Origin of the sequence: Streptomyces sp. NBC_01429 (assembly GCF_036231945.1) — a bacterium.
GTDB lineage: Bacteria > Actinomycetota > Actinomycetes > Streptomycetales > Streptomycetaceae > Streptomyces.
Map to the genome: position 1 here is coordinate 7,689,528 of NZ_CP109599.1, position 16,977 is coordinate 7,706,504.

The window sequence follows — 16,977 nt, forward strand, 5'->3', positions numbered from 1 at the left end:
CCGGCCTCATTATTCACATGGAAGGTTCCTCGTCATGCCGAACGACAGCAAGCTCGTTGACTACCTCAAGTGGGTCACGGCAGATCTGCACCAGACCCGTCAACGACTGCTGGAGGTCGAAACCGGCAAGCAGGAGCCTATTGCGATCGTCGGGATGTCCTGCCGGCTGCCCGGTGGCGTCAGGTCCCCCGAGGACCTCTGGAAGTTGCTGAGCGAGGGCCGGGACGGCATCACGCCGTTCCCGACCGATCGAGGCTGGAACATCGACGCCCTGACAGCGGACGGGAGCGGCAGCAGCGCGACCACCGAGGGCGGCTTCGTGGACGCGGCCGGGTTCGATGCCGGATTCTTCGGGATCTCGCCGCGCGAGGCCGTCACCATGGACCCGCAGCAGCGGCTGCTGCTGGAGACCTCCTGGGAGGCCATCGAGCGGGGAGGCATGGACCCCGTATCGCTCCAGGGCAGCAAGACCGGTGTGTTCGTCGGCACGAACGGCGTCGACTACGCCGGTGTCGTGATGAACTCGCAGGAGGACGTCGAGGGGCACGGCGGCACGAGCCTCGCCGGCAGTGTGCTCTCCGGCCGGGTCTCCTACACCTTCGGCCTCGAAGGCCCGGCGGTCACCATCGACACCGCGTGTTCCTCCTCCCTGGTCGCCCTGCATCTCGCCGTACACGCCCTGCGCAACGGCGAGTGCTCGCTGGCGCTGGCCGGAGGCGTGACGGTGCTCTCCACACCGATGGGTTTCTCCGGATTCAGCCGCCAGGGCGGACTGGCCGCGAACGGCCGCTGCAAGGCGTTCGCCGACGCGGCCGACGGCACCGGCTGGTCGGAGGGCGCCGGCGTGCTCGTACTGGAGAAGCTGTCGGACGCGCGCCGCAACGGGCACGAGGTCCTGGCGGTCGTCCGCGGCTCCGCGGTCAACCAGGACGGCGCCTCGAACGGGCTGACCGCGCCGAACGGCCCCGCCCAGCAGAGCGTCATCCGGCAGGCCCTCGCGAGCGCCGGTCTGTCGACGACCGACATCGACGCGGTGGAGGCGCACGGTACGGGGACCACCCTCGGTGACCCGATCGAGGCGCAGGCCCTGTTGGCGACCTACGGGCAGGGACGCCCCTCGGAACAGCCCCTGCGGCTCGGATCCATCAAGTCCAACGTCGGCCACACCCAGGCGGCGGCGGGCGTCGCCGGGATCATCAAGATGGTCCTGTCGATGCGCAACGGCGTGCTGCCGAAGACCCTGCACGTCGATCAGCCGTCCACCCACGTGGACTGGACCGCCGGCGCCGTCGAGCTGCTGACCGAGGCCACCCCGTGGCCCGAGGTGGACCGGCCCTGGCGGGCCGGTATCTCGTCGTTCGGTATCAGCGGGACCAACGCGCACGTCATCATCGAGCAGGCGACCCCGGCCGAGCAGAAGGAAGCCCAGGCCGAGGAACCCCCGAAGAGCACGCCCTCGGTCGTGCCGTGGGTGGTGTCGGGGAAGTCGGAGGAGGCGTTGGCGGCGCAGGTCGAGCGGGTGTCGTCGCTCGTCGGCGGTTCCGCGCTGGACGTGGGTTTCTCGTTGGCGTCGGGTCGGTCGAGTTTCGCGCATCGTGCGGTGCTGCTCGCCGGGTCCGAGGGCGTGGGCACGTCAGAGGGCGCGGGCGAGGACGCGCTGCGTGAGGTGGCGCGCGGGTTTGTGGGCCATGCCGTTGTGAAGTCGGCGGTGTTGTTCTCGGGTCAGGGTTCGCAGCGGGCCGGTATGGGCCGTGAGCTGTATGAGCGGTTCCCGGTGTTCGCGGAGGCGTTCGACGGGGTGGTGGCGTTCTTCGACGGTGAGTTGGAGCGTCCGCTGCGCGAGGTGGTGTTCGGGGACGAGCCCGACCAGCTGGACCGGACCGGGTTCACGCAGCCCGCGTTGTTCGCGCTCGAGGTGGCGCTGTTCCGGCTGGCGGAGTCGTGGGGTGTGCGGCCCGATTTCGTCGCAGGGCATTCCGTGGGTGAGATCGCCGCCGCTCATGTGGCGGGTGTGTTCTCGTTGGAGGATGCGTGCCGGCTGGTTGCGGCGCGTGCTCGTCTGATGGACGCGTTGCCTGCGGGTGGTGCGATGGTGGCTGTTGAGGCCACGGAGGAAGTGGTGCGGGCGCTGTTGACCGGTGCTGTGTCGGTGGCTGCGGTGAACGGCCCGGACGCGGTGGTGATCGCGGGTGCGGAGCAGGATGTTCTGGCAGTTGCGGAGAAGCTCGCGGCTGACGGGGTGCGTACGCGTCGCCTGTCGGTGAGTCACGCTTTCCATTCGGCGCTGATGGATCCGATGCTGGACGACTTCCGCCGGGTCGCTGAGGGCCTGTCGTTCGGAGAGCCGCGCATCGGGCTGGTTTCGAATGTGACGGGTGCTCTGGCGGATGAGGCCGAGATCCGTACGGCGGATTATTGGGTGCGTCATGTGCGGGAGACGGTGCGGTTCGCCGACGGCGTGTCCACCCTGGCCGGTGAAGGCGTGTCGGCGTTCCTGGAGTTGGGCCCCGATGGGGTGCTGAGCGCGATGGCGCAGCGCACGCTGGACGGTGCCGAGACGCCGCCGGTCGTCGTGTCGGCGCTGCGCAAGGACCGTTCGGAGGAGTCCGCGCTGCTGACGGCGCTGGCCCGGCTGCACGTGAGCGGCGTCGACATCGACTGGAGCGCCTGGTACGCCCGTACCACCGCCCAGCGCGTCGACCTCCCCACCTACCCCTTCCAGCACGAGCGTTACTGGCCCCGGCCTAACAGTCTCACCGGCGATGTGACCGGCGCGGGCCTCATGCCCGCCGAACACCCGCTCCTCGGCGCCACGCTGGCCCTCGCCGACTCCGAGCAGGTGCTGTTCACCGGCAGGCTCTCCGTGCGCACCCACCCGTGGCTGGCGGATCACGCCCTGGGCGGCAAGGTCCTCTTCCCGGGGACCGGATTCCTGGAGCTGGCCGTCCGTGCCGGGGACCAGGTGGGCTGTGACCGGGTCGAGGAGTTCACCCTCCTGTCCCCCCTCCTCCTCCCCGGCGACGCCGCCGCGCTCGTCCAGGTGCTCGTCGCCGCGCCCGACGAGTCGGGCGCGCGTACGGTCACCGTCCACTCCCGCTTGGACGGCGCCCCCGAGCAGTCGTGGACCGAGCACGCCGTCGGCCTGCTCACCACCGGCGAGCGCGTCGCCGCGTTCGACACGACGGTCTGGCCCCCGGAGAACGCGGTGGTGATGGACCTGGAAGGCTTCTACGAACGTACCGACTACGGGCCCGCGTTCCAGGGGCTGCGCTCCGTGTGGCTCCGGGGGCACGAGGCGTTCGTCGAGGCAGTCCTGCCCTCCGGCGTCGCCGATGACGCGGAGATGTTCGGGCTGCACCCGGCCCTGCTGGACGCGGTGCTGCACGCCCACGGCTTCGCCGGTGTGGGCGACGAGAACAACCTGCTGATGCCCTTCGGCTGGAACGGGGTGTCGCTGCACGCGGGTGGCGCGTCCACGGTGCGGGCGCGGGTGGCCAAGTCGGGGGAGAACGCGGTCTCCATCACGGTCGTCGATGTCGAGGGCGCACCCGTGATGTCCGTGGAGTCGCTCGCGCTGCGGGCCCGCTCGGCGGCCCTCACCCAGGTCGAGGCCCAGCGAAGCCCGGAGCACGACGCCCTGCTGTCGCTCGACTGGGTTCCGGCCCCCGACGTACCGGAGACCGAGCGGATCGCCTGCGTGTCCCTGGGCACCGACATACTCGGCGTGGGCACGACGGTCGACACCATGGACGACCTCACGGGCGACGAGGACCTGATCCTGGTTCCGCTCGCCACGACGGAACACGACGTGCCGGCCGCCACGCACGAACTGACGGCCCGCGCGCTCGACCTGCTGCACGAGTGGACCACCCAGCACCGCTCCGCCGACTCGCGCCTCGTCTTCGTGACCCGCGGCGCGGTCTCCGCCGCAGAGGGCGAGACGGTACGGGATCTCCCGGCCGCCGCCGTCTGGGGGCTGGTGCGCTCCGCGCAGTCGGAACACCCCGACCGGCTCGTCCTCATCGACCTGGACGACGGCGACCTCACCGCCGTACTTCCCGCCGTGCTCCCCGCTCTGCCCGGTCTGCTCTCCGGAGGCGACGCCCAATTCGTCGTGCGCGACGGCGCCCTGCGGGTGGGACGGCTCGATCACCTCGGCGCCGAGGCCGGGCTGCTGCCTCCCCTCGGGGTGCCCTGGCGGCTCGACGCCGGGGCCAAGGGCAGCATGGAGCAGCTACGGCTCGCCCCCTGCCCGGAGGTCCTGGCCCCGCTCACCGGCGGCCAGGTCAGGCTGGAGGTCCGGGCCGCCGGCGTGAACTTCCGCGACGTACTGAACACCCTCGGCATGTACCCGGGCGAGGCCGGTCTGCTGGGGGCCGAGGCGGCGGGGACGGTCGTCGAGACGGGCCCCGACGTGCACGGCCTCCGTGTGGGCGACCGCGTCATGGGCATGGTGCCCGGCGGCTTCGGTCCCGCGGCCGTCGTGGACGAGCGCTTCCTCGCCAAGGTCCCCGACGACTGGTCCTCCGCTCAGGCGGCTTCGGTCCCCCTCGTCTTCCTGACCGCGCTCTACGCCCTGAAGGACCTGGCGGACCTGCGGCCCGGCCAGTCGATCCTCGTCCACGCCGGTGCCGGTGGCGTCGGCATGGCCGCCCTCCAGCTGGCCCGCCACCTCGGAGCCGAGGTGTTCGCCACCGCGAGCGAGGGCAAGTGGGACACACTGCGCGAGTTGGGTGTGCCCGACGACCACATCGCGTCCTCCCGCACCACCGACTTCGAGGAGCGGTTCCGCGCGGTCACGGACGGCCGGGGTGTGGACGTCGTCCTCAACGCCCTGGCGGGCGACTTCGTGGACGCCTCGCTCCGCCTGGTGGTCCCGGGAGGCCACTTCCTGGAGATGGGCAAGACCGATATCCGTGACGCCGGAACATCGACCGGCGTCCGGTACCGGGCCTTCGACCTTGCGGAAGCCGGCCCGGACCGGGTGCGGGAGATGCTGGCCGAACTGCTCGGCCTCTTCGCCACCGGCGCGCTCCGCCCCCTGCCCGTCGCCACCTGGGACGTACGGCGGGCCCGTGACGCCTTCCGCCACATGAGCCAGGCCCGCCACATCGGCAAGATCGTGCTCACCATGCCGCCCGCGTGGAACACCGACGGCACCGTGCTCATCACCGGAGGAACCGGCGGCCTCGGCGGTCACCTGGCCCGCCACCTCGTGACCGAGCGCGGCGTGCGGCATCTCCTGCTGGCCAGCCGCAGCGGCCCGGAGGCACCGGGCGTCGCGGAGCTGTGCGCCGACCTCACCGCGGCCGGCGCCGAGGTCTCCGTCGCCGCGTGCGACGTCGCCGACCGGGCGGACCTGGCCGGACTCCTGGCCGCCGTTCCGGCCGAGCACCCGCTCACCGCCGTCATCCACACCGCCGGGATCCTCGACGACGGAGTGGTGGCATGGCTCACCCCCGAGCGTCTCTCCGCGGTTCTCCGCCCCAAGGTGGACGCCGCCTGGCATCTGCACGACCTCACCCGCCACCTCGACCTGGCCGCGTTCGTCCTGTTCTCGTCGATCTCCGGCGTCACCGGCGCCGCCGGCCAGGCCAACTACGCGGCGGGCAACGTCTTCCTCGACGCGCTGGCCCGGCACCGTACGGCGGCAGGCCTCCCCGCCCAGTCCCTGTCCTGGGGCGCCTGGACCCAGTCGACCGGCATGACCGGCACGCTGTCCGAGGCGGAGATGCAGCGCATCGCCGCCTCCGGCGTACCGCCCCTGACCGTCGAGCGGGGACTCGCCCTGTTCGACGCCGCCGACGTCTGCGACGCGGCCCACCTCGTCGCGATCGGCGAGGTGTCGGGCCCGGTCCGCATCGACGGCCCCGTGCCCCCGGTACTGCGCAACCTCGTCAAGACCACCCGCCGTGCGGCCGCGACCGCGGTCGGCGGCGCCGGTACGGTGACGATGCTCACCCGCAAGCTCGCGGAACTGACCGGCGACGACCGCCTCCGCTTCATCGTGAACCTCGTCAGGGACGAGGCCGCCGCCGTGCTCGGCCACGCCTCCGCCAAGGCCGTCGAAGCGGACCGGAACTTCCACGACCTGGGCTTCGACTCGCTGACCGCCGTCGAGCTGCGCAACCGCCTCTCCACCGCCACCGGCCTGCGCCTCTCCGCCACTCTGGTCTTCGACTACCCGAACCCCACGGATCTCGCCGTACACCTCCTCGGACTGCTGCTGGAGGACACCGCCGACACCGCCGCCCCCGCCGCCGACCAGGTACTCGACGACGATCCCATCGTCATCGTGGGCATGGCGTGCCGGCTGCCCGGTGGAGTACGCACCCCGGAAGACCTGTGGCAGCTCGTCCTCGACGGACGCGAGGGCATCTCCGACTTCCCGACCGACCGCGGCTGGGACCTGGACGCCCTGCTCGGCGGCGGACCCGACGACCGGGGCCGCAGCGCCACCTCGCAGGGCGGATTCCTCGATGCCATCGGCGAGTTCGACGCCGGGTTCTTCGGCATCTCGCCGCGTGAGGCGCTCGCGATGGACCCCCAGCAGCGGCTGCTGCTGGAGACCTCGTGGGAGGCCATCGAGCGGGCCGGTATCGCCCCGGCGGGGCTGCGCGGCAGCCAGACCGGTGTGTTCGTCGGCACCGGCGGTCAGGACTACACAATGCTCGTGATGAACTCCAGCGAGGACATCGAGGGCCACACCAGTACGGGCCTCGCCGCCAGCGTCGTCTCCGGACGCGTCTCGTACACCCTCGGCCTGGAGGGCCCGGCCGTCACCCTCGACACGGCCTGCTCGTCCTCCCTGGTGGCGCTGCACTGGGCAGCACAGGCGCTGCGCTCGGGCGAGTGCTCCCTCGCGCTGGCCGGAGGTGTGACCGTGATGTCCACCTCGATCGGCTTCCCCGGCTTCACACGGCAGGGCGGACTGGCCACCGACGGCCGCTGCAAGGCGTTCGCGGACGCGGCCGACGGGACGGGCTGGTCCGAAGGCGTCGGCATGCTGGTGCTGGAGCGGCTGTCGGACGCACGACGCCATGGCCATGAAGTACTGGCCGTGGTCCGGGGTTCGGCGGTGAATCAGGATGGTGCGTCGAATGGTCTGACGGCGCCGAACGGTCCGTCGCAGCAGCGGGTGATCCGCCAGGCGCTGGCCAGCGGCGGCCTGTCGACGGCCGACGTGGATGTGGTGGAGGCGCACGGTACGGGTACGACGCTGGGCGACCCGATCGAGGCGCAGGCGCTGCTGGCCACGTACGGCCAGGGCCGCCCGGAGGGGCAGCCGCTGCTGCTCGGCTCGGTCAAGTCGAACATCGGGCACACCCAGTCGGCCGCCGGAGCCGCCGGGATCATCAAGATGGTCATGGCGATGCGGCACGGAGTGGTGCCGCGCACCCTGCACGTCGATGCCCCCTCCAGTCATGTGGACTGGGCCGCCGGCGACGTCAAGCTCCTCACGGAGCAGGCGGGTTGGCCGACCTCGGACCGGCCTCGCCGGGCCGGGATCTCGGCGTTCGGGATCAGCGGTACGAACGCGCACACGATCATCGAGCAGGCGCCGCCCGTCCCGGAAATGGCCGGCCCGACCGCCGACGAGACCCGGCCCACAGGACTGACGACGTACCCCTGGCCGGTCTCCGCCAAGTCCGAGGAAGCGCTGTCCGCCCAGATCGACGGCCTGCACACGTGGGTGGCCGAACGCCCCGAGCTGTCGCCGGTGGACGTGGGTCTGTCGCTGGTGGTGGGGCGGTCGGAGTTCGATCGTCGTGCGGTGCTGCTGGCGGGCGTGGATGGCAGCCCGGTGGTGGAGGTGGCGCGCGGCGCCGCTGATGCGGGTGGTTCGCTGGCGGTGCTGTTCTCAGGGCAGGGCTCGCAGCGGCTCGGTATGGGCCGTGAGCTGTACGAGCGGTTCCCGGTGTTCGCGGAGGCGTTCGACGCGGTGGTGGCGTACTTCGACGGTGAGTTGGGGCGCCCGCTGCGTGAGGTGGTCTTCGGGGACGAGCCCGACCAGCTGGACCGGACCGGGTTCACGCAGCCCGCGTTGTTCGCGCTCGAGGTGGCGCTGTTCCGGCTGGTGGAGTCGTGGGGCGTTCGGCCCGACTTCGTCGCCGGGCATTCCGTGGGCGAGATCGCGGCTGCTCATGTGGCGGGTGTGTTCTCGTTGGAGGATGCGTGCCGGTTGGTCGCGGCGCGTGCTCGTCTGATGGACGCGCTGCCCGAGGGCGGCGCGATGGTGGCCGTCGAGGCCACGGAAGAAGCAGTACGGGCGCTGTTGACCGGTGCTGTGTCGGTGGCTGCGGTGAACGGCCCGGACGCGGTGGTGATCGCGGGTGCGGAGCAGGATGTTCTGGCGGTCGCGGAGAAGCTTGCCGCCGATGGAGTGCGTACGCGTCGCCTGTCGGTGAGTCACGCGTTCCACTCGGCGCTGATGGATCCGATGCTGGACGACTTCCGCCGGGTCGCTGAGGGACTGTCGTTCGGAGAGCCGCGTATCGCGCTCGTCTCCAACGTGACGGGTGCTCTCGCGGATGAGGCTGAGGTCCGTACCGCTGACTACTGGGTGCGTCATGTGCGGGAGACGGTGCGGTTCGCCGACGGTGTGACCGCGCTGGCGAGCGAGGGTGTCGCGGCGTTCCTGGAGTTGGGCCCTGATGGGGTGCTGAGCGCGATGGCGCAGCGCACGCTGGACGGTGCCGAGACGCCGCCGGTCGTGGTGTCGGCGCTGCGCAAGGACCGTTCGGAGGAGTCCGCGCTGCTGACGGCGCTCGCCCGGCTGCACGTGAGCGGCGTCGACATCGACTGGAGCGCCTGGTACGCCCGTACCGGCGCGCGCCGCGTCGGCCTGCCCACCTACCCCTTCCAGGGGCAGCGCTACTGGCCCCGGACCGATGATGTCCGACCGGCCGGGCCGGGTGACGGCTCGCTGGACGAGCAGTTCTGGTCCGTCGTCGAGGGCGAGGACTTCGACGCGCTCGCCGCCGATCTCGAAGTCAGCGCCGACGCTCTGGGGACGGTCCTTCCGGCCCTCTCCTCGTGGCGGCGCCACCGCCGTGACCAGTCGGTGCTCGACGCCGCGCGCTTCCACGTGTCGTGGAAGCCGCTCTCGGGCAGGCCGGTCCGCCCGGCCGGGACCTGGCTGCTGATCGCCCCCGCCCACGCGGCCGTCGACGGCTCGTGGACCGACGCGGTCGCGGAGTCCCTCGGGAAGGACGTCGTCAGGCTCGACGTCGAGGACGCGACCGACCGCGCCGCGCTCGCCGAGTCGCTGCGCGCGCTGCGGTCCGACGCGGCCGGTCTGGTCGGCGTCGTCTCGCTGCTCGCCGTCGACGGCTCGACCGGGACCGGACCGGTGACCGCGACGGCCACCCTGCTCCAGGCGCTGGGCGACGCGGGCGTCACGGTGCCGCTGTGGTGCGTGACGCGTGGCGCGGTCGGCGTCGGACGCTCGGACCGGCTCTCCGACCTCGCTCAGGCGGGCGTGTGGGGACTGGGCCGGGTGGCCGCGATGGAGTACCCGCACCAGTGGGGCGGACTCGTCGACCTGCCCGAGACGCTCGACGCCAGGACCGTCCAGCGGTTCGCCGGGGCCCTCGCGGGCGCCGACGGCGAGGACCAGGTCGCCGTCCGGTCCTCCGCCGTCTACGCGCGCCGTCTCGTTCAGGCCCCCGCAGGCTCCGCCGACGAAGGATGGACCCCGCGCGGCACCGTTCTGATCACCGGTGGGAGCGGTGGCCGGGGCGCCCGGGTGGCACGCCGGCTGGCCGAGGCGGGCGCCGAGCGGCTCGTGCTCGTCAGCCGCCGCGGACCGGACGCACCCGGCGCTGCCGAGCTGGCCGCCGAACTCGGGGCGCACGGCGCGGAGGTCACGCTCGTCGCGTGCGACGCCTCCGACCGCGCCGCCCTGGCGGACGTACTCGCGGCCATCCCCGCCGAGACCCCGCTGACCGCGGTGGTGCACGCGGCCGGCATCGTGGACGACGGAGTGCTGGGCGATCTGACCCCCGAGCGCTTCGACTCCGTCTACCGTGCCAAGGTCATGCCCGCGCTGCACCTCGACGAGCTGACGCGCGACCACGGCCTCGCGGCGTTCGTCCTCTGCTCCTCGGTCGCCGCCGCGGTCGGCAGCGCGGGGCGCGCCAATCTCGCTGCCGCCAACGCGGTCCTCGACGCCCTCGCCGAACAGCGCGGCGCACGCGGTGAGGCCGCGACCTCCGTGGCGTGGGGCGCCTGGATCGCCGGCGACGGGACCGATAGCGCCGGGCAGGAGGGGCCGTCCCGTGCCACCGCCTACCCGGCCGTCCACCCCGATCTGGCGCTCGCCACCCTGATGCAGGCCGTCACCCGGCCCGGCCATGTCTCCGTCCTCCTCGACCTCCAGCAGCCGAAGATCCTCGACAGCCTGCTCGGCACCCGCGGCAACTCGGCGCTGAAGGACTTCCCCGGCGCCCGGCGCGCCGTCGAGGACGTCGCGACCACCCGTCAGGAGACCGGGTCGGCGACGGCCACGCTCCGGGAGCGGCTGCGGCCCCTCCCGGCGCCCGAGCGCTCCGGCTACCTGGCCGATCTGGTACGTACGCATGTGGCGGCCGTACTGGGGCACACCGGTACCGCGGACGTCCAGCCGGACCGGAAGTTCCGCGATCTCGGCTTCGACTCGCTCACCGCCGTCGAACTGCCCAACCGGCTGAACGCCGTCACCGGGCTGCGGCTCTCCGCGACGTCCGTCTTCGACTATCCGACCTCGGCCGCCCTCGCCGAGCACATCCTCGCCGAGCTGTTCGACGGGGAGGACCGGACCGACACCCCGGCGTCGGTGGCGGCTCCGCTCACCGACGACCCGATCGCCATCGTCGGCATGGCCTGCCGGCTGCCCGGCGGGGTCGGTTCGCCGGAGGACCTGTGGCAGCTCGTCTCCGGCGGCGGCGACGGGATCACCCCGTTCCCCGGCGACCGTGGCTGGGACCTCGGCACCCTCCGTACGGGCGGCCCCGGCGGCCGGGGCCGCAGCGCGACCATGGAAGGCGGATTCCTCGGAGGCGTCGCGGACTTCGACGCCCAGTTCTTCGGGATCTCGCCCCGTGAGGCGATGGCGATGGACCCCCAGCAGCGGCTGCTGCTGGAGACATCATGGGAAGCCATCGAGCGCGTCGGGATCGATCCGGAGAGCCTCCACGGCAGCCGGACCGGCGTCTACGTCGGCACCAACGGCCTCGACTACGCCCAACTGGTCCTGAACTCCCGCGAGGACGTCGGAGGACACACTGGCACCGGCCTCGCCAGCAGCGTCATCTCGGGCCGTATCTCGTACACCCTCGGACTGGAGGGCCCGGCCGCCACGCTCGACACGGCGTGCTCGTCGTCCCTGGTGGCGCTCCACTGGGCCGCACAGGCCCTGCGCAACGACGAATGCTCCCTGGCGCTCGCGGGCGGCGTCACGGTGATGACCACATCGGCCAGCTTCTCCGGCTTCACCGTCCAGGGCGGCCTGGCCCCCGACGGCCGGTGCAAGTCCTACTCGGACGACGCCGACGGGACCGCCTGGTCCGAGGGCGTCGGCATGCTCGTCCTGGAGCGGCTGTCGGACGCGCGCCGCAACGGGCACGAGGTCCTGGCGGTGGTACGCGGCTCGGCCGTGAACCAGGACGGCGCGTCGAACGGCATCACCGCCCCCAACGGCCCCTCCCAGCAGCGGGTCATCCGGCAGGCCCTGGCCGCAGCCGGACTCCGGCCCGAGGACGTCGACGCGGTCGAGGGCCACGGCACGGGCACCCCGCTCGGCGACCCGATCGAGGCACAGGCGCTGCTCGCGACCTACGGCCGCGACCGAGCCCCGGACCGGCCGCTGCTGCTCGGCTCGCTCAAGTCCAACATCGGGCACGCGCAGGCCGCTTCAGGTGTGGCGGGCGTGATCAAGACGGTCATGGCGCTGCGCCACGGCGTGCTCCCGAAGACGCTGCACCTCGACGAGCCCTCGTCGCACGTCGACTGGCAGGAGGGCGCGGTCGAGCTGCTCACCGAGTCGAGGCCGTGGCCCGAGGTGGGCCGCCCCCGCCGCGCCGGTGTGTCCTCCTTCGGGATCAGCGGCACCAACGCGCACACCATCCTGGAGCAGGCCCCGGCCGCGGACGACGCGGTGGGCCGGGACACGGACGGCGACCGCCGCGTGGCCCCTGGCTCCGCCGCCGTGGTGCCGTGGGTCGTCTCGGGCAAGAGCGAGGAGGCGCTGACCGCCCAACTGGAGCGTGTCACCTCACTCGACGCGCTCTCCCCGCTGGACATCGGCCTCTCCCTCGCCGCGGGCAGGTCCGCCTTCGACCACCGCGCCGTGCTGCTCGTCGGCGTGGCGGACGGCGAGACGGTGGAAGCCGGGCGCGGCCAGGTCACGGCCGCCGGTCCGCTGGCGGTGTTGTTCTCGGGTCAGGGTTCGCAGCGGGCCGGTATGGGCCGTGAGCTGTATGAGCGGTTCCCGGTGTTCGCTGAGGCGTTCGACGGGGTGGTGGCGTTCTTCGACGGTGAGTTGGAGCGTCCGCTGCGCGAGGTGGTCTTCGGGGACGAGCCCGACCAGCTGGACCGGACCGGGTTCACTCAGCCCGCGTTGTTCGCGCTCGAAGTGGCGCTGTTCCGGCTGGCGGAGTCGTGGGGTGTGCGGCCCGATTTCGTCGCAGGGCACTCCGTCGGTGAGATCGCCGCCGCTCATGTGGCGGGTGTGTTCTCGTTGGAGGATGCGTGCCGGCTGGTTGCGGCGCGTGCTCGTCTGATGGATGCGTTGCCTGCGGGTGGTGCGATGGTGGCTGTTGAGGCCACGGAGGAAGTGGTGCGGGCGCTGTTGACCGGTGCTGTGTCGGTGGCTGCGGTGAACGGCCCCGATGCGGTGGTGATCGCGGGTGCGGAGCAGGATGTTCTGGCGGTCGCGGAGAAGCTTGCCGCCGACGGGGCGCGCACGCGTCGCCTGTCGGTGAGTCACGCGTTCCACTCGGCGTTGATGGATCCGATGCTGGACGACTTCCGCCGGGTCGCTGAGGGCCTGTCGTTCGGAGAGCCGCGCATCGGGCTGGTTTCGAATGTGACGGGCGCTGTCGCGAACGAGAGCGAGATCCGTACCGCTGACTACTGGGTGCGTCATGTGCGGGAGACGGTGCGGTTCGCCGACGGTGTGACCGCGCTGGCGAGCGAGGGTGTCTCGGCGTTCCTGGAGTTGGGTCCCGATGGGGTGCTGAGCGCGATGGCGCAGCGCACGCTGGACGGTGCCGAGACGCCGCCGGTCGTCGTGTCGGCGCTGCGCAAGGACCGTTCGGAGGAGTCCGTGCTGCTGACGGCGCTGGCCCGGCTGCACGTGACGGGCGTCGACATCGACTGGACCGAGCTGTTCGCGGGCACCGGCGCGCGCCGCGTCGATCTGCCCACCTACCCCTTCCAGCACGAGCGCTTCTGGCCCCGGCCGACCGCTCTCGACGGCGATGTGGCGTCCGTAGGACTGGTGGCCGCCGACCATCCGCTGCTCGGCGCCGCCGTGCAGCTCGCCGGAACCGGTGGGGTGCTCTTCACGAGCCGCCTCTCCCTCCAGGTGCACGGATGGCTGACCGACCACACGGCCGGTGACGCCGCCGTCTTCCCCGCGGCGGGCTTCGTCGAACTCGCCGTCCGCGCCGCCGACCAGGTCGGCTGCGACCGGGTCGAGGAGCTGACGGTGACGGAGCCGCTGGCGCTCGCCGGTGGTGTCGCGCTGGCCCTCCAGGTCGCCATCGACGCGCCCGACGACGACGGAAAGCGCCGGATCCGGTTCTTCTCGCGGCCCGAGGACGCGCTGGACCGGCCGTGGACCGAACACGCCGACGGCGTCCTGTGCTCCGGCGAGCGCGTCGCCGAACTCGACACCTCCGTATGGCCGCCCAGCGGTGCCACCGCCGTCGACCTTACGGACTTCTACGAGGGCACCCCGTACGGGCCGGTCTTCCAGGGGCTGCGCGCGGTCTGGCTGCGCGGCGACGAGACGTTCGCCGAGGCGGGGCTCGTCGGCGAAGCCGCCGAGGACGCGCAGTACTTCGGTATCCACCCGGCGCTGCTCGACGCGGTGACCCACGCGGCCGGCCTGGCCGGAATCGGTGACGAGGACGTCATCCCGCAGCCGGTCTCCTGGAGCGGGGTGTCCCTGCACGCGGGCGGCGCGTCGAACCTGCGGGTCCGGATCACGAAGACCGGCGACGACCGGGTGACACTGGTCGCGGCCGACCCCGACGGCTCGCCCGTCCTGTCGGCCGAAACCCTGGTCCTCGGCGCCCCCGCCACCGAGGTGGCGGCGGCACGCGGCCGCGACCCGCTGTTCCTGGTCGACTGGGTCCCGGCGCCCGAGGCAGCCGCTGCCCGGGACGTCAGCTGGGTGACACTCGGCTCCGACGGTGTCACGTCGCTCGCCGACGTTCCGTCCGGCGCGAACCTCGTCGTCGTCCCCCTGTCCGGCCCCGCGGAGGGCGACGTCCCGGCCGCCGTGCACGAGCTGACCCTGCGGGTGCTGGACCTGGTGCAGGCGTGGCTCGCCGACGACCGTTTCGAGGCGTCGCGCCTGGTGTTCCTCACCCGGCACGCCGTCGCTGCCGACGCGGGGGACCGGCTGACTGACGTGACCGCGGGCGCCGCCCGTGGCCTGGTGCGCTCGGCGCACGCCGAGTACCCCGACCGGTTCGTCCTGCTCGACCTCGACACGGACACCGACCCGGCCTCCGTGCTCCCGCTGGTGCCCGGCCTGGCGGCCAGCGGCGACATGCAGTTCGTCGTACGCGACGGCGCGGTCCGCGTGGGCCGGCTGGCCCGGCTCGCCGAGGACCCCGCGCCGGTCGCCGCCGACGTACCGTGGCGGTCCGGCGGGACCGTGCTCATCACCGGTGGTACGGGCGCCCTCGGCGGTCATCTGGCCAAGCGCCTGGCGACCGCGGGGGTGCGGGAACTGCTGCTCACCAGCAGGCGCGGCCCGGCCGCCCCCGGCGCCGCCGAGCTGGCCGACGAACTGCGCGCGCTCGGTGCCAGGCCCGAGATCGTGGCCTGCGACACGGCGGACCGGGACGCGCTGGCCGCGACCCTCGCGGCGATCCCCGCCGACCGTCCGCTCACCGCGGTCGTCCACGCCGCCGGTGTGCTCGACGACGGGGTCATCACCTCGATGACCCCGGAGCGGGTGTCGGCCGTACTGCGCCCGAAGGTGGATGCCGCCTGGTGGCTGCACGAACTGACCCGGGACCTCGGTCTGAGCGCCTTCGTCAGCTTCTCGTCCATCGCGGGCGTGACGGGCAGCCCGGGGACGTCCAACTACGCCGCCGCCAACTCGTTCCTCGACTCGCTGGCCTGGCACCGGCGGGACCTGGGGCTGGCCGGCCAGTCCCTGGCGTGGGGCCCGTGGGCCCAGGACGCCGGTATGACGAGCAAGCTCACCGACGCCGACGTCCAGCGCATGCAGGCGGGCGGGATGCCCCCGCTCCCTGTCGAGCAGGCCCTCGAACTGTTCCTGACAGCGCTGAACTCCGCGGAGCCGCTCCTGGTGCCGCTCGGTCTGGCCGGCGGCAGCATGCGGCCGGTGGGCGATGTGCCGCCGCTCTTCCGCGGACTGGTCAAGGGAGGCCGCAGGGCCGCCGCGACCACGTCGGGCGGATCCGGCACCCCGGCCTCCTTCGTCCGGCAGCTGCTGGACATGGGCGAGACACAGCGCGTCCGGTACGTGGCGGATCTCGTCCGCACCGAGGCCGCCGCGGTGCTCGGCTACTCCTCCGTCGACGAGGTCGAGGGGAGCCGCGACTTCTACGAGCTGGGCTTCGACTCGCTGACCTCCGTCGAACTGCGGAACCGGCTGGCCGCCGTGACCGGTCTGCGGCTGCCCGCCACGCTGGTGTTCGACAGCAGGAACCCGGCCGACCTCGCGGCCTGGCTCCGCAACGAGCTGGCCACCCAGCCGGGCCCGGACGGAGCCGGGGCCGGCGAGGGCCTGAGGGTCTCCTCCGGCGAGCCGGAGATCGACTCCCTGGAGCGGCTGTTCCTGGAAGCGATGGGCAACGGCAAGGTGCCCGAGGCCCAGCGGATGCTGGCGACCGTGGCAGCGCTGCGGCCCACGTTCGAGGCGACGGCGGAGCTGGAGGACCTGCCGCTGCCCGCCACCCTCGCCGAGGGCACCGGCCGGCCCCGGCTGGTCTGTGTGAGCGCCCCCACCGCCAACGGCGGCGTGCACCAGTACGCCAGGCTCGCCGCCCACTTCCGGGGGACGCGCGACGTCGCCGCGCTGCCGCTCATCGGCTTCGCGACGGGGGAGCGGCTGCCCGCCACACCGGAGAGCGCGACCCGGGTCATCGCCGAGAGCGCGCTGCGCGCCAGTGATGGTGAACCCTTCGTGCTCGTCGGCCACTCGTCCGGCGGCACCTTCGCCTACGCGGCGGCGGGGCTGATGGAGAGCACCTGGGGCATCAGGCCCGAGGCCGTGGTGCTGCTGGACACGCTGAGCATCCGGCACAACAGCGACGAAGGCGTCGACTACGAGGGCATGATGCGCCTCAACTTCGCCGCCCAGGACGCGTCCCCGGTGCGCATGACGAACTCCAGGCTCTCGGCGATGGGACGGTGGATGGTCCTGCTGAACAGGCTCGACGTCCAGCACACCACCGCTCCCGTACTGGAGATCCAGTGCGTGAAGGAGCTCCAGGGCACCCAGGCGGGCATCGGCACCGACGGCCGTCACCGGGATCCGGTGATCCCGACGGCCGACGTCCGCACGGTCGAGGCCGACCATCTCTCTCTGGTCAGGGAGGACTCGGCGGCCACCGCGCAGATCGTGGAGGAGTGGCTGAAGAGCCTCGGACGCGCGTGAACCCCGGGGGGCAGCGAACTCCCGGCGGACGGAGAGCCCCTGCGGACGCTGATCTCCGGCGGGCAGCGAACCCCCGGCGGAGAGTGACCTCCGACGAAGAGTGACCCACACCATGGCGGGCGGCCCGGAAA

Annotated in this window: 1 pseudogene; it reads left to right on the plus strand. The window is 72.6% G+C overall.

What is annotated here, in order from left to right:
• Positions 1–37 precede the first annotated feature (37 nt).
• A pseudogene (locus OG627_RS33760) lies at positions 38–16,807 on the plus strand (type I polyketide synthase); the annotation flags it as partial.
• Positions 16,808–16,977: the final 170 nt, after the last annotated feature.